This window comes from Bacillus sp. DTU_2020_1000418_1_SI_GHA_SEK_038 (genome assembly GCF_032341175.1).
Lineage (GTDB): Bacteria > Bacillota > Bacilli > Bacillales > Cytobacillaceae > Cytobacillus.
This window is the reverse complement of record NZ_CP135435.1, coordinates 4196002-4219742: the sequence shown is the minus strand read 5'-3', so window position 1 is coordinate 4219742 and position 23741 is coordinate 4196002. Positions and strand designations below refer to the sequence as shown.

23 protein-coding genes and 1 pseudogene are annotated in these 23741 nt (G+C 41.9%); all 24 read left to right on the top strand.

Annotated features, from left to right (window positions below; all coding sequences use genetic code 11):
• Positions 1-143: 143 nt before the first annotated feature.
• The 24 genes and pseudogenes from glpX (at position 144) to atpB (ending at position 23687) form a co-directional block, all read left to right on the top strand.
• Positions 144-1106, top strand: a complete 963-nt coding sequence (glpX, locus tag RRV45_RS20890) for a class II fructose-bisphosphatase (protein WP_315666571.1) — start codon at positions 144-146, stop codon at positions 1104-1106.
• Positions 1107-1611: 505 nt separating this feature from the next.
• Positions 1612-2880, top strand: coding sequence for a transcription termination factor Rho (rho, locus tag RRV45_RS20885; protein WP_410489314.1), 1269 nt, complete (start codon positions 1612-1614; stop codon positions 2878-2880).
• A gap of 338 nt (positions 2881-3218) precedes the next feature.
• Positions 3219-3428 (top strand): 50S ribosomal protein L31, encoded by a 210-nt coding sequence (gene rpmE, locus RRV45_RS20880; RefSeq protein ID WP_315669110.1) that lies wholly within the window; start codon positions 3219-3221, stop codon positions 3426-3428.
• Positions 3429-3524: 96 nt separating this feature from the next.
• Positions 3525-4142 carry a thymidine kinase gene (locus RRV45_RS20875; protein ID WP_315666570.1) on the top strand — a complete coding sequence of 206 codons (618 nt, stop codon included), beginning with the start codon at positions 3525-3527 and terminating at the stop codon, positions 4140-4142.
• 223 nt (positions 4143-4365) lie between these two features.
• Positions 4366-4809, top strand: coding sequence for a hypothetical protein (locus tag RRV45_RS20870; protein ID WP_315666569.1), 444 nt, complete (start codon positions 4366-4368; stop codon positions 4807-4809).
• 397 nt (positions 4810-5206) lie between these two features.
• The gene (locus RRV45_RS20865; protein ID WP_315666568.1) at positions 5207-6184 is read left to right on the top strand and encodes a DMT family transporter; all 978 of its coding nucleotides are present in this window, start codon (positions 5207-5209) and stop codon (positions 6182-6184) included.
• A gap of 74 nt (positions 6185-6258) precedes the next feature.
• The gene (locus tag RRV45_RS20860) at positions 6259-6912 is read left to right on the top strand and encodes a GntR family transcriptional regulator (RefSeq protein WP_315666567.1); all 654 of its coding nucleotides are present in this window, start codon (positions 6259-6261) and stop codon (positions 6910-6912) included.
• A 601-nt stretch (positions 6913-7513) separates the two neighbouring features.
• Positions 7514-8587, top strand: a complete 1074-nt coding sequence (prfA, locus tag RRV45_RS20855) for a peptide chain release factor 1 (protein ID WP_315666566.1) — start codon at positions 7514-7516, stop codon at positions 8585-8587.
• Positions 8580-9452: a peptide chain release factor N(5)-glutamine methyltransferase gene (gene prmC, locus RRV45_RS20850; RefSeq protein WP_315666565.1), complete on the top strand. Its 873-nt coding sequence runs from the start codon at positions 8580-8582 to the stop codon at positions 9450-9452. Before prfA ends, prmC begins: the two co-directional genes overlap by 8 nt.
• Positions 9453-9686: 234 nt before the next feature.
• Positions 9687-10355 (top strand): stage II sporulation protein R, encoded by a 669-nt coding sequence (gene spoIIR, locus RRV45_RS20845; protein ID WP_315666564.1) that lies wholly within the window; start codon positions 9687-9689, stop codon positions 10353-10355.
• A gap of 187 nt (positions 10356-10542) precedes the next feature.
• Positions 10543-10986, top strand: a complete 444-nt coding sequence (locus RRV45_RS20840) for a GNAT family N-acetyltransferase (RefSeq protein WP_315666563.1) — start codon at positions 10543-10545, stop codon at positions 10984-10986.
• 167 nt (positions 10987-11153) lie between these two features.
• Positions 11154-12191, top strand: a complete 1038-nt coding sequence (locus tag RRV45_RS20835) for an L-threonylcarbamoyladenylate synthase (protein ID WP_315666562.1) — start codon at positions 11154-11156, stop codon at positions 12189-12191.
• Between the two features lie 284 nt (positions 12192-12475).
• Positions 12476-13027 (top strand): manganese efflux pump MntP, encoded by a 552-nt coding sequence (locus RRV45_RS20830; protein WP_315666561.1) that lies wholly within the window; start codon positions 12476-12478, stop codon positions 13025-13027.
• Positions 13028-13329: 302 nt separating this feature from the next.
• Complete coding sequence (locus RRV45_RS20825) at positions 13330-13764, top strand: low molecular weight protein arginine phosphatase (RefSeq protein ID WP_315666560.1); 435 nt, start codon at positions 13330-13332, stop codon at positions 13762-13764.
• 28 nt (positions 13765-13792) lie between these two features.
• A pseudogene (locus tag RRV45_RS22175) lies at positions 13793-14149 on the top strand (HAMP domain-containing protein); the annotation flags it as partial.
• Positions 14141-15088, top strand: a complete 948-nt coding sequence (locus tag RRV45_RS20820) for a methyl-accepting chemotaxis protein (RefSeq protein WP_410489398.1) — start codon at positions 14141-14143, stop codon at positions 15086-15088. The pseudogene RRV45_RS22175 and the gene RRV45_RS20820, both read left to right, overlap by 9 nt.
• A gap of 157 nt (positions 15089-15245) precedes the next feature.
• Positions 15246-15686, top strand: a complete 441-nt coding sequence (gene rpiB, locus RRV45_RS20815) for a ribose 5-phosphate isomerase B (protein ID WP_315666558.1) — start codon at positions 15246-15248, stop codon at positions 15684-15686.
• 269 nt (positions 15687-15955) lie between these two features.
• The gene (locus RRV45_RS20810) at positions 15956-16531 is read left to right on the top strand and encodes a TIGR01440 family protein (RefSeq protein WP_315666557.1); all 576 of its coding nucleotides are present in this window, start codon (positions 15956-15958) and stop codon (positions 16529-16531) included.
• Between the two features lie 268 nt (positions 16532-16799).
• On the top strand, positions 16800-18041 hold the full coding sequence (glyA, locus tag RRV45_RS20805; RefSeq protein ID WP_315666556.1) for a serine hydroxymethyltransferase: 1242 nt from the start codon (positions 16800-16802) through the stop codon (positions 18039-18041).
• 462 nt (positions 18042-18503) lie between these two features.
• Entirely contained in the window at positions 18504-19133 is a 630-nt protein-coding gene (gene upp / locus RRV45_RS20800) for a uracil phosphoribosyltransferase (protein ID WP_315666555.1), read from the top strand.
• Positions 19134-19839: 706 nt separating this feature from the next.
• Positions 19840-22077, top strand: a complete 2238-nt coding sequence (locus RRV45_RS20795; protein WP_315666554.1) for a S8 family serine peptidase — start codon at positions 19840-19842, stop codon at positions 22075-22077.
• A 270-nt stretch (positions 22078-22347) separates the two neighbouring features.
• Positions 22348-22569: an AtpZ/AtpI family protein gene (locus RRV45_RS20790; protein ID WP_315666553.1), complete on the top strand. Its 222-nt coding sequence runs from the start codon at positions 22348-22350 to the stop codon at positions 22567-22569.
• A gap of 6 nt (positions 22570-22575) precedes the next feature.
• Positions 22576-22950 (top strand): ATP synthase subunit I, encoded by a 375-nt coding sequence (locus RRV45_RS20785; RefSeq protein WP_315666552.1) that lies wholly within the window; start codon positions 22576-22578, stop codon positions 22948-22950.
• 23 nt (positions 22951-22973) lie between these two features.
• Entirely contained in the window at positions 22974-23687 is a 714-nt protein-coding gene (atpB, locus tag RRV45_RS20780; protein ID WP_315666551.1) for a F0F1 ATP synthase subunit A, read from the top strand.
• Positions 23688-23741 lie beyond the last annotated feature (54 nt).

Here is a 23741-nt window from a genome sequence, read left to right as displayed (position 1 = left end):
TAAATTTGCCTATGGGGTATGCGGGCGAATTTTTGATCCGTACTTTGGACCACTTTTTGAACATAGAAAAGCGGAAGGGGCTTGCCCCATAGGTTTTTGGATGTATGCATGATGAACAGCAGAGATTTGAGGGGGAAATAAGGATGGAACGCAGTTTAACAATGGAGCTTGTCCGTGTGACAGAAGGGGCAGCCTTAGCATCAGCCCGCTGGATGGGACGCGGGAAAAAGGACGAAGCAGATGATGCAGCCACAACAGCCATGAGAAACGTGTTTGATACCGTACCTATGAAGGGAACCGTAGTCATTGGTGAAGGAGAAATGGATGAGGCGCCAATGCTTTACATCGGGGAAAAGCTTGGTACTGGCTACGGACCGCGCGTTGATGTGGCGGTAGACCCGCTTGAAGGCACGAATATTGTTGCATCTGGAGGCTGGAATGCACTTGCTGTTCTAGCTGTAGCAGATCATGGCAACTTGCTTCACGCCCCTGATATGTATATGGACAAAATCGCGGTGGGCCCTGAAGCTGTAGGCAAAATTGATATAAATGCTTCAGTCATCGATAACTTAAAAGCTGTTGCAAAAGCGAAAAATAAAGATATTGAAGATGTCGTAGCAACTGTTCTAAATCGTGATCGTCATAGTCACATCGTGGCTCAGCTCCGTGAAGCGGGAGCTAGAATTAAATTGATAAATGACGGCGATGTAGCTGGTGCCATCAACACGGCATTTGATCATACCGGAGTCGATATTCTTTTCGGTCTTGGCGGTGCACCGGAGGGCGTTTTAGCCGCTGTAGCACTTAAATGCCTAGGCGGAGAAATTCAAGGAAAGCTTGTTCCTCAAAACGATGCTGAGATCGAGCGCTGCAAAAAAATGGGCCTTGATGTAAACAAAATTCTTCTTATGGAGGATTTAGTAAAAGGCGATGATGCCATCTTTGCTGCAACGGGTGTAACAGATGGAGAGCTGCTTCGCGGAGTACAATTTAAAGGAACCTACGGGTCAACTCATACGGTTGTCATGCGTGCAAAATCCGGAACAGTCCGTTTCATTGAAGGACGTCATAGTCTAACAAAAAAACCAAACCTAGTCATTGGATAAAGTGAGCCTTTACGGGCTGTTGATTCCCCGCTTAGAAATTTTTGTTTTACTCAGCTACTTGAAGTGGGGGTCTTACAGCCCGTTAATCTGCGATAATATCTTCAGAATGCTAGTTCATTCCATTTGGGAAGTAACATTTCCAAGTAAAAAATGAAGAGGATAAAGAAATAAAAAGGTCTGGCTATGAAGTTGTCAGACCGTATCCTCTTATTTCCTGCCAAAATTAACTTGTTTCCTATTTGTAAATAAAATATAGTTAATACAGGCCCCTATGGGGAGTGCTTTTAAGTTTTTTTCCAATAAAGCTAACCTCAAAAAATAACCTTTCAAAGTTGTAGGATTAAAATGGGCTCCTTTTTTGATTTATCCTCAAGTTAATTATATATAATAGTAGTTTTCGTTTTACCCCAATCATATTTTTCCCGTTTTATTTTATTGTTTTTTAGTTTGACTGATTTCAATTTTTTAGGGGAAGAGTTTGAAAAAATAAAAGTGTGGTGTCATTATGGGATTAAATATATCCAGTTTAGAAAATATGAAGTTAAAAGAGCTTTATGAACTTGCCCGCGAATATAAAGTTTCTTATTACAGCAAATTAACAAAGAAAGAATTAATTTTTGCGATTTTAAAGGCGAGAGCAGAGAAGGAAGGATACTTCTTTATGGAAGGTGTCCTGGAAATTATCCAATCAGAGGGCTTTGGATTTTTAAGACCGATCAATTATTCTCCAAGCTCAGAGGATATTTATATTTCGGCTTCGCAAATCCGCCGTTTTGACTTAAGGAATGGAGATAAAGTGTCCGGTAAGGTTCGTCCTCCGAAAGAGAATGAACGTTATTTTGGCTTGCTTCAAGTAGAACTTGTTAATGGGGACGACCCGGAAACCGCGAAGGAGCGCGTGCACTTCCCTGCCTTAACGCCGTTATATCCAGACAGTCACATGAAACTGGAAACAACGCAAAGGCATCTTTCTACGAGAATTATGGACGTGCTGGCACCCGTTGGATTTGGACAGCGCGGTTTAATTGTCGCTCCGCCTAAAGCAGGTAAAACGATGCTTTTAAAAGAAATTGCCAATAGCATTACAACGAACCATCCTGAAGTGGAGCTTATCGTCCTCTTAATTGATGAGCGCCCGGAAGAGGTAACCGATATTGAACGCTCTGTTGCGGGAGATGTTGTGAGCTCAACCTTTGATGAGGTTCCTGAAAATCATATCAAGGTGGCGGAGCTTGTCCTTGAACGTGCGATGCGCCTAGTCGAGCATAAGCGCGATGTTGTAATCTTGATGGATAGTATTACGAGATTGGCAAGGGCCTATAACCTTGTTATTCCGCCGAGCGGCAGAACTCTGTCAGGGGGGATTGACCCGGCAGCCTTCCACCGTCCAAAACGTTTCTTCGGTGCAGCGCGTAATATTGAAGAAGGCGGCAGCTTAACCATTTTAGCAACCGCCCTTGTCGATACAGGCTCCAGAATGGACGATGTTATCTATGAGGAATTTAAAGGGACAGGAAATATGGAGCTTCATCTTGACCGTTCACTTGCGGAAAGAAGAATCTTCCCAGCGATTGATATCCGCCGCTCCGGAACGCGTAAAGAAGAGCTTCTCATCCAGAAGGATCAGCTTGACATGCTATGGGCGATTCGAAAATCCATGTCAGATTCACCAGACTTTGCCGAGAAGTTCCTTCGTAAGCTAAGACAAACGAAGTCAAATGAAGACTTTTTTGCAAACCTGGCAGAAGAAATGAAGACGAAGCGTTCTCACTAGTAGAGCGTGTGCATTCCTGGAATTTTATTTTTAGGATATATTTGCGATTATTATTGATAACCAGCCTTATGCATGCATGCGAACGTGTTTTCTTCGGGACGAATAACGTAGAGAGCAGGTATGCATAAGGCGGTCTGATCGGCAACAAAATTCATTAAAAAAGCCTATTTTTAAAACAAGAAAAAATTCCCTTTTTTGATAGGAAATCAAATATTGCAAAATGAAGTTGACCTTGTTATAATTATTCCAGTGTGTTTTAGATTATACGGTCATCCAATAATGACCCGTAATATATAACTCTGTCTCAGCATGATTCAGGGCGGAAGGAGATGAAAAGAATGAAAGCAGGAATTCATCCAAATTACAATAAAGCAATCGTTAAATGTGCATGTGGTAATGAATTTGAAACGGGTTCTGTTCAAAAAGAAATCCGTGTTGAAACTTGTTCAGAATGCCATCCATTCTATACAGGACGTCAAAAATTCGCTGAAGCTGGCGGACGTGTTGACCGTTTCAACAAAAAATACGGCATTAAGCAACAACAATAATACAACAACCAAAACAGGCAAGTTTTCTTTCTTGCCTGTTTTTTATTTCAATTTTAAGCATATTTTGCACTGTTTTTTAAGGAGGAGAGGCCTTCTATGTATGTCATGAAGCATCATGGATGGGTAGAGGTTATTTGCGGGAGTATGTTCTCTGGAAAATCGGAAGAACTGATTCGTCGGGTACGCAGAGCCCAATTTGCGAAACAGCAAATGGTCGTGTTTAAACCGCAAATTGATAACCGCTATAGTGAAGAAGCGGTCGTTTCCCATAATGGGACAGCCTTTACAGCTATACCGATTTCTAATTCTACAGAGATTTTTAAACATATTCACTCTGATATCGATGTTATTGCTATTGATGAGGTTCAATTTTTTGACTCGGAAATTGTAAAGGTGATACAGCATCTAGCGAATAGCGGCCATCGTGTCATTGCAGCAGGCCTCGATCAGGATTTCCGCGGCGAGCCATTCGGTCAAATGCCAGCCCTTATGGCCATTGCCGAATTAGTGACCAAGCTCCAAGCAGTCTGTGCGGTATGCGGCTCACCAGCTAGCCGTACGCAAAGATTAATTAACGGGGAGCCCGCTTCCTATGATGATCCTGTTATTTTGGTTGGTGCTTCTGAAGCGTACGAAGCACGGTGCCGCCATCATCATGAAGTGCCAAAGTCACCGATGATTTTGGGTGAAGAGCAGGAAACACAGCTTTTATAAAATACTTTTTCTGTCTGAAGAGATTCAGGCAGTTTTTTGTTTTATGGAGAAGGCGGTGACGGAAATATGGTTCAAAGTGGCGGATATAGTGGCACATCTTGCGGATATCCTGACTTTGGCCAAATTTTTAAAGGCGAATTCTTTAAAAACAACTGCGTTTTGGCTGAATTTGGACGGTGGAATCTCCGTTATAGTGGACAAGCTATAAATGGAGGTGTAAGCGATGAAAAGATGGTTTGTTATTATTATGCTTCTTGTTTTATCGGCAGGCTGTACCAATTTTAATCGTGGAGTTGAAAAGCTTTACGGTCCGAATGAGGATCAGGATGGATTTAGAAATGTGTCTACCCGAAATGATGAACAGGAATATAATACGAGGGCTTGGACAATGGATGAACAAAATCCTAATTTTCCTAATACGCCAGGAACGAACAGGGTTAATCAACAGGCAGAAATTGATCAAGCACGCCAGGTCATCAATGCGATAGATGGCTACCGTTCTGGTCCTGTATGGATCAACGGTGATGATATGTGGGTTACGGCTTATAAAAAGGGCATGCTGTCTGAAAGCGAAAGATCAAAAGAAAGGTCTAAGCTGCGAAATAAGCTAGAAAATGCGCTGCCTCGTTATCATATTGAGATTAAAATTCAAGAGGATCGAAGGTAAAATGCCTTGCTGTTGCAGCAGGGTATTTTTTTGTTGGTTTAAGCTGGGACTGGGCGGACACTGGATCTGCTAATTGCGGCAAAACGGGTTATTTCCTTATGTTAGTGGACACCAGTTCCGCAATCTGCTAAAAAACAGTGATAATTTAAGTGTTTTTTGTAAATAGAGGACTTAGTGTCCACTAGGACCATTAAAATGGGTCATTTTATGAGGATAACGGCTTTAGGGTCCGCGAGGTTGTTCAACTATCGCGCTTAGTGTAAAAAGTAAGTTCATTTTTATGAGTCCTGTTTTATACAAATCCCACATTTAAAAAAACAGTTGATAAAAAACCGAAATGCGATATATTAGTTATATGAATTTATCATAATATTTCAAATTTTGGGGAGAGAACATCATGCGTCCGATTATAATAGGGATCTTTGCAGCATTCTTTTTTGCTTTTACTTTTGTTTTGAATCGATCAATGGAGCTTTCAGGGGGAAGCTGGATTTGGAGTGCCTCGTTACGATATATATTTATGGTCCCATTTCTAATTGCCATTGTGATGAGCAGAAGGAATTTAAAGCCGCTTTTGATTGAAATGAAAAAGAATCCGGGCGCCTGGTTTTTATGGAGTTTGATCGGATTTGGACTTTTCTACGCTCCTTTAAGCTTTGCAGCGGCCTATGGGCCTGGATGGCTGATTGCCGGAACATGGCAAGTGACGATTATATCGGGTTCCCTTCTCGCTCCATTATTTTTCGAAACGAAACAAACGCCAAACGGCCCTATTAAAGTAAGAGGGAAAATTCCGTTTATCGGTCTCTCGATGTCATTAATCATTCTGCTAGGAGTAGCATTAATGCAGATGGAACAGGCAAACAATCTTTCAGGAAAAATGCTTATGCTTGGAGTATTGCCTGTCATTCTTGCCTCATTTGCCTATCCGTTAGGGAATCGCAAAATGATGGAGGTTTGCGGCAATCGGTTAGATGCGTATCAGCGGGTGTTAGGGATGACTTTAGCTAGCCTGCCATTTTGGCTGCTTTTATCTTTATATGGGGTTGCCACTGTTGGGCTGCCCAGCACGGGACAAACCTTTCAATCACTTCTAGTAGCGCTGTTTTCCGGAGTAATTGCTACGGTACTGTTTTTCAAGGCAACGGATTTAGTAAAAGGGGATATGCAAAAACTAGCAGCAGTTGAAGCGACACAATCATTTGAAGTTTTATTTGCCGTGGCAGGGGAGCTGCTCATTTTATCGGCACCCGTTCCATCGATTGTATCTTGGGTGGGCATTCTAATGGTCATTGCAGGTTTGATTCTGCACAGCTATGTCTCCAATAGGGAAAAGCCATTGGAGGTTGAGGCTGTAAGATATAAATCTAGCTAAGTACTGATAAAAGGAATAGTAGTTGGAGCCATACGGAAATTGACAGACAATTACAAGGTTGATATATTGATTTTATGAAGATGATAAAAACGATTGCGCGCCCAGCCTTAAGAGATCAAGTGTATGAGTCATTGAAAAAAGCCATTGTGACATTGGAATTAGAGCCTGGTCAACGAATTATGGATAAGGATTTAGCCACACAGTTTGGTGTTAGCAGAACGCCTGTGAGAGAAGCTCTCAAAAGGCTGGAGGATGAAGGCCTTGTTGAATCCTTGCCCGGTTCGCAAACTCGAATTACGCAAATTCATTTAGAGGAGGCGAAGAACGCGTTTACAGTTGTTGCAGCCCTGCACGGGTTAGCTGCACGTCTGGCGGTACCGTCTATTACGGAAGAAGATATCCAATTGATGGAAGAAAGCAACGCTCAGTTGAAAAAGGCGTTAGAAAATAAAAATGTTTTGGATGCAGTAGAAGCGGACGACCAATTTCATGCGATTCTTTTATTAGCTTCCGGGAATCAGGAAATAAGTCTGGCATTAGAACGAATAATGTCTAAAGTTCGGAGATTGGAATTTTCAAAGTTTAGTTCTCTTGATGGGATGAAATCGATTGAGGAGCATAATAAAATAATATCCGCCTGCCGTTCTAAAAATACAACCCTAGCTTACTTCCTTGTTGAGGAGAATTGGCTGAGCTTAGGAAGGCTATTAGTTGGAGATGCTGAATGACACTTTTTGAGTATAACATTTGTTGTACTCTTTTTATTTTGCTTTTTTCAAAGAGAATGAGTATTTCTAGTTCATTAACTGGTTCAAGAGGACAAAAACGGGTGGCTCCAGTGTTAGGACATACGATTGGTGTAATGCTGCATTTCGTGTCCTATAAATCGTAGTTAAAGGACATAAATTGGTGTATTGCTGCATTTCGTGTCCTATAAATCGCAGTTAAAGGACATAGATTGGTGTATTCCTGCACTTTGTGTCCTATAAATAGCAGTTAAAGGACATGAATAGGTGTATTCCTGCATTTCGTGTCCGATAAGTCCTTTTAGTGATTCATTAAAAAAATAAAAATGGGTCTTCATAGCTAAAATTCCCCATTATAAAAATAATAAAATTAAAAAGGTATTCATTTTTTTCAAAGCAGCAGCCTTTTCTATTTCGATTTTAAATTATTTTTGACCTCATCTTCCACCTATACTATAATTATAATGTTATGGACTCTATCGGTAAATAAGCGTGAAAAGCTGCTTTTAAGCGTAAACGTATTGAATAGATTTGGCTCGGAAATAATAGTCCGAAGTGTAATGGAAATAAGAGGTGAAATGCTATGTTTGATCGTCTTCAATCTGTAGAGGACCGCTATGAAAGATTAAATGAGCTTTTAAGTGATCCGGAAATTGTTAATGATCCAAAAAAATTGCGCGAATACTCGAAGGAACAGTCAGATATTCAAGAGACTGTTGACGCTTATCGTGAATATAAGGATGTTCGTGAGCAGTATCAAGATGCGAAAGCCATGCTTGATGAAAAGCTAGATGCGGAAATGCGTGAAATGGTAAAGGAAGAACTTGATGAGCTAGAAGACAAGGTTGAGGAATTAGAAGCTCGTTTGAAGATTCTTTTAATCCCGAAAGATCCGAACGATGATAAAAACGTAATTGTGGAAATTCGTGGAGCAGCAGGCGGAGATGAAGCTGCCTTGTTTGCTGGGGATTTATACCGCATGTACAGCCGTTTTGCTGAATCGCAGGGATGGAAAACAGACGTGATTGAGTCACATTCTACTGGAGTAGGCGGCTACAAAGAAATCATTTTTATGATTAACGGAAACGGCGCTTTTTCAAAATTAAAGTTTGAGAATGGTGCTCACCGCGTACAGCGTGTACCGGAAACAGAATCTGGCGGCCGTATCCACACTTCTACGGCAACGGTTGCTGTTTTACCAGAGGCAGAGGAAGTAGAAATCGAAATTCATGAAAAAGATATTCGCGTTGATACGTTTGCATCAAGCGGACCAGGCGGACAGAGCGTAAACACGACCATGTCAGCTGTTCGTCTTACCCACTTACCGACAGGGACAGTTGTGTCCTGTCAGGATGAAAAATCTCAAATCAAGAATAAAGAAAAAGCCATGAAGGTATTACGTGCGCGTGTCTACGATAAATTCCAGCAAGAGGCACAGGCTGAGTATGATCAGGTACGTAAATCTGCGGTCGGTACAGGTGACCGTTCTGAGCGGATTCGTACGTACAACTTCCCGCAAAATCGTGTGACAGACCACCGCATTGGATTAACAATCCAAAAGCTTGATCAAATTCTTTCAGGGAAAATGGATGAAGTGATTGATGCGTTAATCGTTGAAGAACAATCGGCAAAGCTGGAAAGTGCATCCAATGAGTAATCAAGCTAAGAAAGTCTATGAAGCCCTCCAGTGGGCTTCTTCTTTTTTAAAAGAAAAAAATCGAGATGACAATGCGGGAGAAATACTATTGCAGCATTATATGAGAATGGACCGGTCAATATTTTTAGCTAGCCTGCGAGAAGAGCTTGAGGCGCAGGTTTTCGAGGATTTTAAGAAGGCGGTGCTTCTTCATAGTGAAGGTAAGCCAGTTCAGTATATTATTGGCTCCGAATCCTTTTATGGGCGGGATTTTAAAGTGAATGAGGATGTTCTCATTCCTCGTCCCGAAACGGAGGAGCTGGTTTATCATACGCTACAGAGGGTCGGGAAGCTTTTTGGAAATCGGGAAGGCCTTAAATTGGCGGATATTGGGACGGGGAGCGGGGCCATTGCTGTCACGTTGAAGCTGGAGAACCCTGATTTAGCTGTAACCGCGACAGATATTTATGGACCAACTCTGCTTTTAGCGGGGGAAAATGCGCGTCATCTTGGTGCTGACGTTCGGTTTATCCAAGGCGATCTACTGAAGCCTTTTATTGATAGCGGCGAGAGGTTTGATATTGTTCTTTCCAATCCTCCGTATATTCCGGATGGGGATATTGAATGGATGTCAGAAGTTGTGACTGAGCATGAGCCGCACCGAGCACTTTTTGCTGGAGTTGATGGTTTGAATATTTATAAAAGGCTAGCGGAGGAGCTTCCGCTTGTAGTCCGCGAACAGGCGCTAATTGGTTTTGAAGTAGGGGCAGGTCAAAGTGAAGCTGTTGTCAGTCTGCTGAGGCAAGCCTTTCCACAGGCGAAAGTTGAGATGGTTTTTGATATAAATGGGAAGGACCGAATGGTGTTTGCGGAGATTGGTTTTTAGGAAATAGGATGCCCTCATAATGAGAGTTTTGTTCAATCAAAGAGAATATCGCCATCCCAATAGCCCTTAGAAAATCTCTAAGGGTTATTCCTATTCAATTATTCTTTTTTTTAGGCGCTAAACTTTGCAGAAATTCGTTTTTTCTATTACAGGTGAAGATAGAATTTTTTAATTTTACTAGTTTAAGATTCTGCCTCCTTGACCACAATGAGTTAGTGAAGGGGCGTGAAGAATATGAAAACAAAAACAGCGGTAAAATTATATATAATTATCTTATGTTTAGGAACTATTTTAAGTTTATATATACCACAAAATGAAACATTGGCGGAAGATCAGCTCGTCATTCCAAATGAAGCGATCCGTCTTAGAATTCTAGCAAATAGTGATAGAGAAGCAGATCAAGTACTGAAACGCCAGGTGAGAGATGCGGTAAATGCCGAAATTACTAATTGGGTAGAAGAGTTAACCTCTATTGATGAGGCAAGAAATTTACTTCAATCCAAGCTGCCGGAAATTCAAGAAATTGCAGAACAAGTAGTAGCAGAAAGCCAATCGGAACAAGAGGTGAAGGTTAACTTCAGCAAGGTAGACTTTCCAACGAAGCTTTACGGGCAATTCCTTTATCCAGCAGGTGAGTATGAAGCAATCTTGATTTCACTTGGTGACGCGCAAGGGGCTAACTGGTGGTGTGTATTATTCCCGCCGCTATGCTTTCTCGATTTCTCAAATGGGGTAGCGGTAAGTGATGGATTTGAAGAAGAGGGAACGAAAGAAACTGCGGCAGCTGCCGATAACAAGCAAGAGAAAGAAGAGAAGACACCACCTGTCTATACGGAAGAAGATGAACAGCCTGTAAAGGTGAAGTTCTTTCTAGTCGAGCTTTGGGAGAAAATTTTCGGATAAGGAACTGAGTATCTTGTTCAAAAATATGATTTCTTTGCACATAAAGGTTTGTTAACGACAATTTTATTTTCCACAGGACAGTTCTACTATCTCTATTTTTTCATATGAATATAGTAAGTTTCTACATACTTAATAGAACAGAATGGAATGAAATTTACTAATAGACTATGAAGAATGAGGTGGAACGATGGCTGCTTTCATACGAGGTGCAGTGGCGGAGGATGTTGAGAGATTAACAAGTTTTTTGGCAGAGGCCAAACTTAATACAGATGGATTGGCGGAATCCATCGATTACTTCTTAATTATGGAAAATGACCAGGGTAATGTAAAAGCCACGCTTGGAATTGAGCCACTAGGAACAATGGGATTGCTCCGTTCCCTTGCGGTGACAAAGGAAATGACTGAAAACGAGTTATTCATCCTTTTCGAGCAGATTCTAATGTTGGCGAAGGACAGGCAGCTGCAATCTCTTTACCTTTCTTCTAATAAAAAAACCTCGCTGGCTTTTTTTCAGCTGCTGGGCTTTAAAGAGATGAATAGGCTGAACTTGCCGGAGGAACTCTATGGTTCTGACCATGTAAAACATATTTTAACTGTGGACAACTCATTCTTTTTGACATTATCCCTGTAAAATGTGGATATATTGGCGAAGTTATGCACAAATGTGAGTTATCTATCCACAAATTGTGGATAATGCTTGAGTTATCCTCCATCTTCTTTTATACTTTCAAAAGTAATTAACATGTGAATAAAGGATTTTATTACGATATTAAGGTGACAAAAAGAAGGTGGAGCATCATGAATACGAAAAGATGGTCAGTGGATAAATTTGTGGATGATCTCGAAAGTTATCCACAAACTGCACAGGCTGCGGATCTTTTAATAAATAATGAAGTGGTGGCATTTCCTACCGAAACCGTCTATGGCTTGGGTGGAAATGCAGAAAACAGTGAGGCTGTAGGCAAGATTTTCGCAGCTAAAGGAAGGCCGAGCGATAATCCGCTGATTATCCACATTGCGGAGGAACATCAGCTTGATGATTTTGCGGAGGACATTTCAGATCAAGCAAAGCTGTTGATAAAGGAATTCTGGCCAGGCCCGCTTACCCTCATTTTTAAAAAGAAAGAAGGAAAGCTGTCGGATCAGGCAACAGCGGGTTTATCCACAATTGCTGTGCGCATGCCGGATCATCCGGTTGCGTTAGCCATCCTGAAGAGATGTGGACTTCCGATTGCGGCACCGAGCGCAAACCGCTCAGGAAAGCCAAGCCCGACAACAGCCGAGCATGTGTGGGAGGACTTAAACGGGAAGATTGCGGGAATTGTGGATGGTGGACCAACGGGAGTGGGTGTGGAATCGACCGTATTGGATTGCACGGAAGAAATCCCTGTTATCCTGAGGCCGGGTGCAGTGACAAAGGAACAGCTTGAAGCCGTGATTGGGGAGGTTTCCGTTGACGCCGCGCTCACAGATGAGACTCAGGCGCCTAAATCCCCTGGAATGAAATACCGACACTATGCTCCAGATGCACCGCTTTATTTAGTGGATGGGTCAAGAGAGTTTATCCAGAAGCTTGTGGATAAGAAGAAGGAAGAGGGTTTGACCGTTGGTGTGCTAACAACTGTGGAAAACCAAAACTTCTATCAAGCGGATTATGTCGTACCTTGTGGACAACGTGAAAATCTTGAAACCGTTGCGACCTATTTATATGAGGCATTAAGGAAATTCAACAATACAAACGCAGATATTATTTATAGCGAAATGTTCCCGAATGAAGGAGTCGGCGTTGCTGTCATGAACCGCCTTATGAAGGCAGCGGGACATCGTGTGATCTGATGGGATGAGGGGCGGGTGCCTTGTCTCACTTTTTTTGGACGTAGCATCCACTTTTACTTAGATATGCCCCCTCGGTAGGTAGCAATCACCCGACCCATTTTGGTTTGGAAAATGGTCTGTTGCTCATTGGGGAGTTGAGTCGATGTTCGTCTTTTTTAGGATGTCAATGATTAGGTCTCTTGTCCCAATGGATATGGAGATACAGATCCGACCCTTTGTTTTTTCGATTCTAAATCCTCTTGGACGTGCATATGTTGAAATAGCAAGTCCAAGGAGGAGAAAAGATGGCAGATTTAATCGGAGAAATACTAACACTCACAATCATGGCATTCGCTCTGGCAATGGATGCTTTTTCAGTGGGCTTGGGAATGGGCATGTATAAGCTCCGCCTTAAACAAATATTCAAAATTGGCGTGACCATCGGCTTTTTCCATGTTTGGATGCCCCTCATTGGAATGATTGCAGGAAGAATATTATCTGAAAAATTCGGTGCCATTGCCACCTATGTCGGCGGCGGGCTCCTGCTCATATTAGGTATACAAATGGTCTGGTCCGGATTCCAGAAGGAAAAAGAGAGCATGATTACGCCAGTGGGATTAGGCTTAATGCTCTTTGGCTTCAGCGTAAGCTTAGACAGCTTTTCCGTAAGCTTAACTCTAGGAATTTACGGGGCTAAAACATTGTTGGTTTTGACTAGCTTCGGCGTAACTGCCACCGTCCTTACGTGGCTCGGCCTGCTCATTGGCAGAAAGGTCCAGAGCTGGCTCGGCTCCTATAGTGAAGCTCTTGGCGGCAGCATCCTTTTTGCGTTCGGGATTAAGCTGCTATTGGGGTAGCGCCGTTGGATTCATGTGTGTAACAATTTTAAGAGTTTTCGGAAAGGATGGTGGCTGTCCTTTCTTTTTTGTTGTCTATGAAAACATAAAAAGATTGTATAATGTAAGCGTTTGGGAGTAAGAAGCAGCAAAACGCTAACATATGAGCATTCAATGTGAGTGATTAGAAGGGTGAAGGTAGAGAAACGCCAACATAGCCGCATTCAATGTAAGGATTTTCAAATTATTTTAATAATTTTTTACATACAATACTATTGAATCTGGGAACTTTGGCTTATAATGGGATGAAGGGAGGCGCAGCTATGACTCGAATTTTATTTGTGTGTACGGGGAACACATGCCGGAGCCCTATGGCTGAGGCCATTTTGAGGAGTATGGGAATTCCTGGTGTAGAGGTGAAATCAGCAGGCGTTTATGCACAAGATGGAAGCGATGCGTCAGAACATACACGAACGGTTCTCGCGGAAGAAGGAATCGATATCGATCATCAAGCTTCTATGATCAACGAAAGCCTAGTTAATTGGACAAGCTGTATTTTGACCATGACGGAAAGCCATAAGGCTGCAGTCACACGGATGTTTCCAAATGCCGCGGGGAAAATATTCACGTTGAAGGAATTTGCCGGGATTGAAGGGGACCTAGATATTATAGATCCTTTCGGGGGACCCGCTGAAATTTATCGAAAAACCTTCAATGAGATGAAAATAGCAATATCAGAAATAATAAAAAAACTATAAAGCAAATATTTTTTCAGGGGGAGCATGAATGGGAGAGAAGCAAGGATATAAATTTGGTTTGAGGAAGAAACTTGTATTTTTTATTACGATTTTAGCTATCATAACGTATTCGACAAGTGCACTCTTTATTTATTTCCTATACCCAATGATCAAAGATTCACTGCCTGTCAATGAGGTTCTTTTCAGCGTTATAACATTAAGCTTAGGAATCATCTGGTCTGGGGTCTTAGCCTTTTTCGCTGCGGGCTTCATTATAAAGCCATTACAAAAACTAGAGAAAATGGCTTTAAAAGCTGCGCAAGGGGATATTCAAGAGGATGTGGAATTAGCGAAATCCGATGATGAAATTCGCTCACTTGGTGTTGCTTTCAATGACATGCTTGCGAATTTAAGAGAAATGGTTCAAAAGATTGATGAGAACTTTCGTGAAACAAATGAGAAGGTAATCGCGATTTCCAAGGAATCCTCCTATGCGGCTGAACAAGCCAATTCCATTGCCCGAACGATCAATGAAATTTCACTTGGAGCTGACAATTCAGCGATTGCGATTCAGTCTACAGCGGAACTTGTTGAAGATGTAATTAGCATAGCGGAAGAGGTTCAAGCGAAAGCGAAGGCTTCTGTAGCCGTTTCTAGTGAAATGGTTCAGGATCTCCATGATTCGAAAAAGGTGATTCACTCTCTCGTATCAGGGATTGAAAAGCTTGCCAATGAAAATCAGGAATCTTTGCAAACGGTTATCCGCTTAGAAGAGAATGCGAGAAAAGTAGAACAGATTATCCAGCTTGTTGGTGACATTGCTGCCCAGACGAATCTTCTAGCATTAAATGCTTCCATTGAAGCAGCACGTGCTGGCGAACATGGGAAAGGCTTTGCCGTTGTTGCTGAGGAAGTAAGGAAGCTGGCAGATGAAAGTGCGACCGCTGTTCAAGGAATTTCAGAATTAATTTCGAATATCCAAGCTGAGGTTCAAAATGTCGTTAAGCAAATTTCCGAGCAAGTCGAGACCGCTAACAATGAAGCGAAAAAGGGAACAGAAACTAATGTAGTCATTGAGGAAATGACGAAAACAGTTAACGAAATGGCTTCCTTTGTTTCTGCTATTACCGATTTGGTTGACCGTCAAATGGAAAGCATTCAGCATACATCCACCCAATCTCAGGAGGTCGCAGCGATTGCGGAAGAAACCTCCGCAGGCGCTCAGGAAGTGGCAACAGCTACAGACCAGCAAAACGAGGTCATGTCGAATGTCGAAAATCTTGCAAGTGAACTAAAAGAACAAGCGGAAAAATTAAAGAATACGATTACGAGATTTCAGATTTAATAAGGGGAGAGTCTTCTTGATGGGAAGGCTCTCTTTTTTGTACGTGTCATGAGGTTTTCGAATAAAATCAAACACTGCCACCTTGCACACATCTCAATTATTGTGCAAAATGAAAGTATATTAAAAATTGTTTGTTAGACAAATAGGAGGATTACAAATGAAGGTAGCAATTGCTTCAGATCACGGCGGCATTCACATTCGCGAGGAAATTAAAGGGCTCATGACAGAAATGGGCATTGAATTTGAGGACTTTGGCTGTGAGTGTGAAACATCGGTAGATTATCCAGATTATGCGCTGCCTGTTGCTGAAAAGGTAGCGAATGGTGAATTTGATAGAGGGATTCTTGTATGCGGGACTGGCATCGGGATGAGTATTGCGGCAAATAAGGTGAAGGGCATCCGTTGTGCGCTTGTGCACGATCTTTTCAGTGCGAAGGCAACACGCGAGCATAATGACAGCAATATGCTGGCAATGGGTGAACGCGTTATTGGTCCAGGACTGGCACGTGAAATCGCAAAGGTATGGCTGACAACTGAATACGAGGGCGGCCGCCACGAAAACCGAGTTGGAAAAATTAAGAACTACGAAAATAAATAGGGTGGAATTTCCGGTAGATGGACAGGTTTTTGGGAAAATGATGTGACCTGTAAGGAAAGCCTGATTAATTGGACAGACTTTCGGGAGAACGTGGAGCCTGTCCAGAAAGCTTGATAATTTGGACAGGTTGTCGGAAAACCGTTGAGACCTGTCCAGAAAACCTGGACAGGTTCCTCTGACAATGAAACCTGTCCGATACATTCAGCAGCGGGGGAAGGCCCGTTTTATCAATAACAAAAAAATGAAGCTTCCGAAAGGGTGAGCTTTTTATGTCGGAATACATTCATGCTTGGGAAAAGCAGCTAACAGATATTATTCAAGATTTTAGTGAGCAAGTGCCCCTCAATCATCGGCATATTTTAGTGGTCGGATGCAGCACGAGTGAGGTGGCCGGGAAGAAAATCGGAACAGCCGGCACTGAGCAGGTAGCCGAAATGATTTTTAACAGACTAAAAGGCTTTAGTGAAAATACAGGCGTAGCTCTCGCTTTTCAATGCTGCGAGCATTTGAACCGCGCTTTAGTCGTAGAGCGGCATACAGCGGAGGAGAAAAGTCTTGAGGAAGTCACTGTGGTTCCGGTTCGTACGGCTGGCGGCGCCATGGCAACGTATGCTTTTGCGCATTTCAAGGATCCGGTTGTAGTTGAACATATTAAGGCAGACGCGGGAATCGATATTGGTGATACTTTCATCGGCATGCATATTAAACATGTGGCTGTACCGATTAGAACCGCTCAGAAAACGGTTGGCGATGCACATGTGACATTAGCCAAAACGAGACCAAAGCTGGTCGGCGGCGCAAGAGCTGTATACGAAAGAAAAGCAGAAAATGAATCTTGCCTATAAAACTGTTGTCGGGCAATAAAAAGGAGAGTCTTGCATCATGCAGGGCTTTTCCTTTTAAAATCGTTGACTATGTTATAGTGCATTGTTTACTTAGTTGATTGAAACTGTAGGTGCGGAACTCTCTTGGAAAGTACTGCACTAAATCGTTAAAGAATTTATAATCTTCTTTTCACAAACAAAACGTGATAATATATAATAGAATTTTCAAAAATAGAAGAGTGTACATACTTTTTTTGAAAAAAAGTGAAGGAAAAGGGAGGCCTATTAGATGAAGCATTTAGCAAAGCAAGATGAGCTAGTTTTCAAGTCCATTCAAGATGAGTTAGGACGCCAAAGATCAAAAATTGAATTAATCGCTTCTGAGAACTTTGTGAGTGAAGCAGTAATGGAAGCACAAGGATCTGTGCTGACAAATAAATATGCAGAAGGCTATCCGGGCCGCCGCTATTATGGCGGATGCGAACATGTCGATGTTGTGGAAAATTTAGCTCGTGACCGCGCGAAGGAAATTTTCGGAGCAGAGCATGTGAACGTGCAGCCGCACTCTGGTGCTCAAGCGAACATGGCTGTATACTTCACAATTTTAGAGCCAGGCGATACGGTTCTTGGTATGAATTTATCCCATGGCGGTCACTTAACACATGGCAGCCCTGTAAACTTCAGTGGAGTTCTATACAATTTTGTTGAGTACGGTGTAGACGAAAAGACTCAAATGATCGACTATGATGTGGTTCTTGAAAAAGCACGCGAACATAAACCGAAGCTAATCGTAGCGGGCGCAAGTGCTTATCCACGTGCGATTGATTTTAAACGTTTCCGTGAAATCGCTGATGAAGTGGGAGCTATTTTAATGGTGGATATGGCTCATATCGCTGGTCTTGTCGCAGCTGGCTTACATCAAAACCCAGTTCCTTATGCAGATTTTGTGACAACAACTACTCATAAAACACTTCGCGGCCCGCGCGGCGGTATGATTCTTTGTAAAGAAGAATATGCGAAGAAAATTGATAAATCCATCTTCCCTGGCATTCAAGGCGGTCCATTAATGCATGTGATTGCGGCGAAAGCTGTTTCATTTGGCGAAGCGCTTCAAGAAGACTTCAAAACATATGCAGGCAATATCATTTCCAATGCGAAGGTTCTTGGGGAAGCCCTTCAAAAAGAAGGAATCAACCTTGTTTCTGGCGGTACAGACAATCATTTACTTCTAGTTGACTTGCGTTCTCTAGGCCTAACAGGAAAAATTGCTGAACATGTGCTTGATGAAATCGGCATCACTGTGAACAAAAATACGATTCCATTCGATCCACAGAGCCCATTTGTAACAAGCGGTATCCGCATCGGTACAGCAGCTGTAACATCCCGTGGATTCGGTGAAAAAGAAATGCAAGAAATTGCATCCATCATTGCTCTTACACTGAAAAACCACGAAGACGCAAGCAAGCTTGAGGAAGCAAGAAATCGCGTAGAAGCTTTAACAAGCAACTTTACATTATATCCTGAATATTAATCAATAAAAAGCTAGGGTCAGATCCTATTGGAAGGGGTCTGGCCCTTTTTTGCGTAAAATCCAAGGGGAAATTAGTCAAAAAAGATGTTGTTAGCTAAATTTGTTACGTTGTCAGCCAATTATGATAGTTTATCAGCCAGATTAGTTACTTTGTCAGCCAAATATTTGATTTGTCAGCCAAATCATACAGTTTGTCAGCCAATTTCAAAAACCTGCTAATCCCAGATTGTTTTTCCGCACATTATGACGAATCCATAACAATTTTAAATCAAAGTTGCCGTAGGAAAAGTTTTTCTGTAAAATTAGACGAAGTGCAAGATGAAGAAAATTGTCGAAGAGAGAATAGCTTCCTTATTGTTGCTAACCCTATTGGAGAAATGGGCAGATTTTTTCGTGAGGTTGGCAGGAAAATTCTTCATTCATAGGAGCATGTCTAAAATATAAAAAAGGAGAGATTTTTACATGGCAAAAGTATTCGTATTCGATCATCCACTAATCCAGCATAAACTTACATACATTCGCGACAAATCTACAGGGACGAAGGATTTCCGCGAGCTTGTAGATGAAGTGGCAACGTTGATGGCGTTTGAAATTACGAGAGATATGTCATTAGAAGACGTTGAAATCGAGACGCCGATTAGCATGACAAAATCGAAAGTCCTCTCTGGGAAAAAGATCGGAATTATCCCGATTCTACGTGCCGGAATTGGAATGGTGGACGGAATCTTAAAGCTAATCCCAGCGGCAAAGGTCGGTCATGTGGGACTATACCGCGATCCAAAAACATTGCAGCCGGTAGAGTATTATGTAAAGCTGCCTAGCGATGTGGAGGAAAGAGATTTCATCGTCATTGACCCGATGCTTGCAACAGGCGGATCCGCAATTGAAGCGATTAATTCCTTGAAAAAGCGTGGTGCAACACATATTAAATTCATGTGCCTAGTTGCCGCACCAGAAGGAGTCGAGGCGCTTCAACAAGCTCACCCGGATGTAGATATTTATATCGCAGCCCTAGATGAAAAGTTAAATGACCACGGCTATATCGTTCCTGGACTAGGAGATGCGGGAGATAGATTGTTTGGGACGAAGTAAGAGCTTTTGGGGTAAATACTACTCCTTTTGCTTTTAGTTTTGCAATGCCCTTTTGAAAAAGTGCAAAGATGCTAAAAGGCTGAGACCGTTAATCTGATTTTGGCGATGGAGAAGGCTTAGGAAGAATTTACGAAGCCATCCGTTTTCATTTTGGACAATTGGCGGATTGTGGTTTGTTTTTCTTTGGCAATAATGAAATAAGACTGGTCCTTGCGAGGGGGCCGGTTTTTTTAGTTCTTGGCATGTCATGATTTTGTAAGAAACTAGATGAAAAACACTCACTATGAGTGGTTCATGTTATCGTTTTTCAGAAATTGTAATAGAAACCCTCACCATGAGCGGTTCATGGTAAGAGTTTTAGCGAAGTGGCAGTAGGAATGCTCACTATAAAGGGTTCATGATAAGTGTTTTAGAGAAGTGGCAGTAGAAATGCTCACTATAAAGGGTTCATGTTAAGTGTGTTTTAGCGAAGTGGCATAGAAACGCCCACTATAAAGGGTCCATGGTAAGCGTTCTAGAGAAGCGGCAGTAGGAACACTTACTATAATGGCTTCATGGTAAGTATTTTTATGAAGTAAGACTAAAAACGCTAATACGGAAGGCAAAAACCCGCAATTTTCATAAGCCAAACCAAACTACCAATAATCCCCTAGCATATTTCTGCTTTCCAAAGAAAACCCTATTTGAAAAAAGGGTGATGACCAATATGAAAAAACTAAAAATAATTTTACCCCTCATCCTCATGCTGTTTTTTCATTCAACCGCATATGCCCAATCACTGCATCACCCTCCCATCCCAAAGGAATCTTTACAGAGCGAAAAGGTATCGATTATTATTCTTGAGGAAGAAAAAAGCGAGCAGGAAATCAAGAGACTTATCCATTCCATCCCCCAGCTGGAATTACGGCATATTTACAAATACGCTTTTCACGGATTTTCCGTAAAGGGAAAGCAAGATGATATTAATCGGCTTTCCAAGTTGGCCAATGCAAAAATTACTTCACCAGTAAACACATACAAAATTCATGCGGACGAAAGTGTGAAAATGATTGGGGGAGAAGAGGTCAGGGGCTTATTTGATGCTAAGAATCAGCGGTTAACTGGAAAAGGCGTTAGGGTTGGCGTCATTGATACAGGGATCGATTATACCCATCCTGATTTAAGAGTGAATTATGGGGGTGGCTATGATTTAGTTGACGGAGATCACGACCCGATGGAAACCTTGTCTTCGCAAGGGGAGGGCACCCTCCATGGGACTCATGTCGCTGGGATCATTGCCGCCAATGGAAAAATTCGCGGGGTTGCTCCGGAAGCCACCATTATTGCCTACCGCGCTCTTGGGCCAGGGGGGAGCGGCACTACTGAGCAGGTGATTGCAGCCATTGATCGTGCCATTAAGGATAAGGTGGATGTTTTAAACTTATCGCTCGGAAATAATGTGAACGGTCCTGATCTTCCAATTAGCTTAGCTTTAAATAAAGCTGTGGAAAAAGGGATTACGGCTGTAACGTCCTCGGGAAATTCGGGTCCGAATAGCTGGACAGTCGGTTCGCCCGGAACAGCCTCCAAAGCGATCTCGGTCGGCGCTTCCACCCCTTCCCTGAACATTCCTTATGTGGATATTGCTGGCCAAAGGATAAGGCTTGAGCCCCTTCAAGGATCGGTGGAATGGAATTTTAATAAATCCTATGAAATCGTCAAAGCTGGATTAGGGAAAAAGGAAGAATTGAAGGAGGCCGAGGGTAAAATTGTTCTTCTGGAAAGAGGGGAGCTTACTTTTACCGAAAAAGCGATAAATGCCCATGAGGCAGGTGCGGTTGCCGTCATGATTTACAATAATACGAAAGGTGCCTTTTTTGGAAATTTAGAGACGGATGTCTCGATTCCGGTTACAGCCCTGTCAAAAGAAAACGGTGAAAAAATCAAAAAAGCTTTAGCGGAGAACAAAGTATTTGCCAGAACCCATATTGTAAAAGAAAAGGATGTCTTGGCAGATTTTAGCTCCCGCGGTCCAGTGACATCCACTTGGGAAATAAAGCCTGATGTCGTTGCGCCTGGGGTCGCGATTAACAGTACTGTGCCTGGCGGGTATTTGCCATTACAGGGGACAAGTATGGCTGCGCCGCATGTCGCGGGGGCCTGTGCATTAATTAAGCAAGCGAATCCCGACTGGGGACCTGAGGAAATTAAGGCGGCTCTTATGAATACGGCAAAACCCATTTTCAATCAAAAGGGAAAGCTGTACCGGACATTCGAGCAAGGCTCTGGGAGAATTCAAATCGAAAAGGCGCTAAAGACCAATACGCTGGCTATCCCTGCGTCCCTTCAATTCGGGAAGTTCCAACTCGCAGACAGTCTACATGAGCATACAAGCTATGTGACGATTAAAAATATCAGCACAAAAGGTCAATCTTATTCATTTTCGATCCCGCCCGCAGAAAACGGCTTGAGCTGGAAATTTCCTTTATCCTTCTTTTTAAAGCCAGGAGAGAAAAAGAGAGTGGAAATCAAGCTTTCTGTTGATCCGGAGCTGCTGAACAAAAAGATTTATGATGGCAATATTAAATTAAATGCCGGGTCACAAACAATCACCCTGCCCTATCTTTATGTCCTTGAGGAACCGAATTATCCGCGGGTAATGGGGTTTGGGATAGGCAAAGGGGATAAAAAGGATATGTACCGCTATGAAGTGTATTTGCCAGGAGGAGCGGAGGAATTTGGAATCGCCATGTTTAATGCAGAAAGTCTACGCTTTATTGGATTTTTGGACTGGAAAAGGAACGTTGGAAAAGGACAGCTTTTGCAGGAGATCGATAGTCAACAGCTTCCAGATCCAGGTCTTTATTTAATCAAAGTTTTTGCCAAAAAGGCGGGAAAAGAAGATTCTATTGAGTCATATCTTTTCATCCAGCCAAATGGCCAATGGGTTGTGCAAAATAGCTAAATAAAAAGAGCGTAGCAAAAATACGCTCTTTTTTCAATAGATTTCGCCTAAATTAAATTGTGAAAAGATTGTGAACTTACCATATTATAGTCTTTTTGGATGTGACTTTTTTCACTACAAACACATTGACATTGACAAGTGCCTATTGTATGCTTACAAAGGATGTAAATGGCAGGGTTTTCAAAATGAAAAAGCAGTCATGAATCCCGTTATAATAAGACTTTTTAGCAATCTTTTTACCGTTCTCTTATCTGGAGAGGATGCGTTTTCATGCGTCAAAAAAACCGCAGTCCATTTATCGCAATGGGCTTAATGTCTGCTATTCTTTCACAATTAGTTGGATCTGTCTTAATTGGCATTTTTGCAGGAAGATGGCTGGACAGTAAGGCTGGTACCGAACCGCTATTCCTTATTATAGGATTATTTCTCGGCTTGGCAACAGGAATTTTTGCCATGACCCGATTAATCCAACATTTTTTCACAGGAGAATAAAAGACCATGCCGGAATTGAAACTGATGTTTATTAGGCAACGAAAATACATATTTTTACTGTTGTCCGTTTATGTTCTTGGCTGGGGATTTACCTCTTATCAATCTATTTTTCTTGGGCTTATCTTAGGAACATCTTTAAGCTTATTTAATTTATGGCTGATGGCAAGAAGGGTAGATAAATTCGGACAAGCGGTGGCAAAGGGAGAAAAGGTGCGTTCCTTAGGGATGGTTTCCAGGATGGCATCAGCTGTTCTAGCAGTGATGATCGCGATGAAATATCCGGAAAAGCTGCACCTGATTAGTGTTGTTTTTGGATTAATGACAGCCTACATTGTCATTATGATAGATTATTTTCTTCAATCTTTTCATTTACGTAAATAGTGGGGAAGAGAGGTGAAACACATATGCATCATGAAAATCCAATAGTTGATTTTCTAGGCTTAAGCTTTAACCTAGCAAACATATTGATGATTACAATTGCAAGTTTGGTTGTTTTCATTATTGCAGTAATTTCAACCCGCCGTCTAGCCATGAAGCCTACTGGAATGCAGAACTTTTTCGAATGGATCATGGATTTTGTTAAAGGCATTATTGGTAGTACGATGGATTGGAAGACAGGTGGCAGATTCCATATATTAGGGATTACATTACTTATGTATATTGCCATTTCAAACTTTTTAGGGTTGCCGTTTGCTGTTGTAATTAATGATACACTTTGGTGGAAATCACCTACAGCCGATCCGGTTATAACATTAACACTAGCAACAATGGTTGTAGCACTTTCACATTATTATGGAATTAAAATTAAAGGTGTGAAGGAGTACGGCCGTGATTTTTTCAAACCAATGCCGTTCTTATTTCCTCTTAAAATTATTGAGGAATTTGCAAACACCTTAACACTTGGTCTACGTCTTTACGGTAATATTTTTGCCGGAGAGATTTTACTTGGACTTCTTGCAGGCGGATTAGCTATGTCAGGATTTGGCGGTATGTTAGCTGCCATTATTCCAACACTTGCTTGGCAAGGGTTCTCGATCTTTGTCGGCGGTATCCAGGCATTTATTTTTACCATGTTAACAATGGTTTATTTAGCTCACAAAGTGAGCTCGGACCATTAATATATATACCTGTTCATTTTGAACAAACCATTTTTAAATAATACACTTTTATAC

What these genes read in the sequence shown, in the direction of transcription:
- glpX (WP_315666571.1), top strand. Translation starts at nt 144, where the DNA reads ATGGAACGCAGTTTAACAATGGAGCTTGTCCGTGTGACAGAAGGGGCA.
- rho (WP_410489314.1), top strand. Translation starts at nt 1,612, where the DNA reads ATGGGATTAAATATATCCAGTTTAGAAAATATGAAGTTAAAAGAGCTT.
- rpmE (WP_315669110.1), top strand. Translation starts at nt 3,219, where the DNA reads ATGAAAGCAGGAATTCATCCAAATTACAATAAAGCAATCGTTAAATGT.
- RRV45_RS20875 (WP_315666570.1), top strand. Translation starts at nt 3,525, where the DNA reads ATGTATGTCATGAAGCATCATGGATGGGTAGAGGTTATTTGCGGGAGT.
- RRV45_RS20870 (WP_315666569.1), top strand. Translation starts at nt 4,366, where the DNA reads ATGAAAAGATGGTTTGTTATTATTATGCTTCTTGTTTTATCGGCAGGC.
- RRV45_RS20865 (WP_315666568.1), top strand. Translation starts at nt 5,207, where the DNA reads ATGCGTCCGATTATAATAGGGATCTTTGCAGCATTCTTTTTTGCTTTT.
- RRV45_RS20860 (WP_315666567.1), top strand. Translation starts at nt 6,259, where the DNA reads ATGAAGATGATAAAAACGATTGCGCGCCCAGCCTTAAGAGATCAAGTG.
- prfA (WP_315666566.1), top strand. Translation starts at nt 7,514, where the DNA reads ATGTTTGATCGTCTTCAATCTGTAGAGGACCGCTATGAAAGATTAAAT.
- prmC (WP_315666565.1), top strand. Translation starts at nt 8,580, where the DNA reads ATGAGTAATCAAGCTAAGAAAGTCTATGAAGCCCTCCAGTGGGCTTCT.
- spoIIR (WP_315666564.1), top strand. Translation starts at nt 9,687, where the DNA reads ATGAAAACAAAAACAGCGGTAAAATTATATATAATTATCTTATGTTTA.
- RRV45_RS20840 (WP_315666563.1), top strand. Translation starts at nt 10,543, where the DNA reads ATGGCTGCTTTCATACGAGGTGCAGTGGCGGAGGATGTTGAGAGATTA.
- RRV45_RS20835 (WP_315666562.1), top strand. Translation starts at nt 11,154, where the DNA reads ATGAATACGAAAAGATGGTCAGTGGATAAATTTGTGGATGATCTCGAA.
- RRV45_RS20830 (WP_315666561.1), top strand. Translation starts at nt 12,476, where the DNA reads ATGGCAGATTTAATCGGAGAAATACTAACACTCACAATCATGGCATTC.
- RRV45_RS20825 (WP_315666560.1), top strand. Translation starts at nt 13,330, where the DNA reads ATGACTCGAATTTTATTTGTGTGTACGGGGAACACATGCCGGAGCCCT.
- RRV45_RS20820 (WP_410489398.1), top strand. Translation starts at nt 14,141, where the DNA reads ATGCTTGCGAATTTAAGAGAAATGGTTCAAAAGATTGATGAGAACTTT.
- rpiB (WP_315666558.1), top strand. Translation starts at nt 15,246, where the DNA reads ATGAAGGTAGCAATTGCTTCAGATCACGGCGGCATTCACATTCGCGAG.
- RRV45_RS20810 (WP_315666557.1), top strand. Translation starts at nt 15,956, where the DNA reads ATGTCGGAATACATTCATGCTTGGGAAAAGCAGCTAACAGATATTATT.
- glyA (WP_315666556.1), top strand. Translation starts at nt 16,800, where the DNA reads ATGAAGCATTTAGCAAAGCAAGATGAGCTAGTTTTCAAGTCCATTCAA.
- upp (WP_315666555.1), top strand. Translation starts at nt 18,504, where the DNA reads ATGGCAAAAGTATTCGTATTCGATCATCCACTAATCCAGCATAAACTT.
- RRV45_RS20795 (WP_315666554.1), top strand. Translation starts at nt 19,840, where the DNA reads ATGAAAAAACTAAAAATAATTTTACCCCTCATCCTCATGCTGTTTTTT.
- RRV45_RS20790 (WP_315666553.1), top strand. Translation starts at nt 22,348, where the DNA reads ATGCGTCAAAAAAACCGCAGTCCATTTATCGCAATGGGCTTAATGTCT.
- RRV45_RS20785 (WP_315666552.1), top strand. Translation starts at nt 22,576, where the DNA reads ATGCCGGAATTGAAACTGATGTTTATTAGGCAACGAAAATACATATTT.
- atpB (WP_315666551.1), top strand. Translation starts at nt 22,974, where the DNA reads ATGCATCATGAAAATCCAATAGTTGATTTTCTAGGCTTAAGCTTTAAC.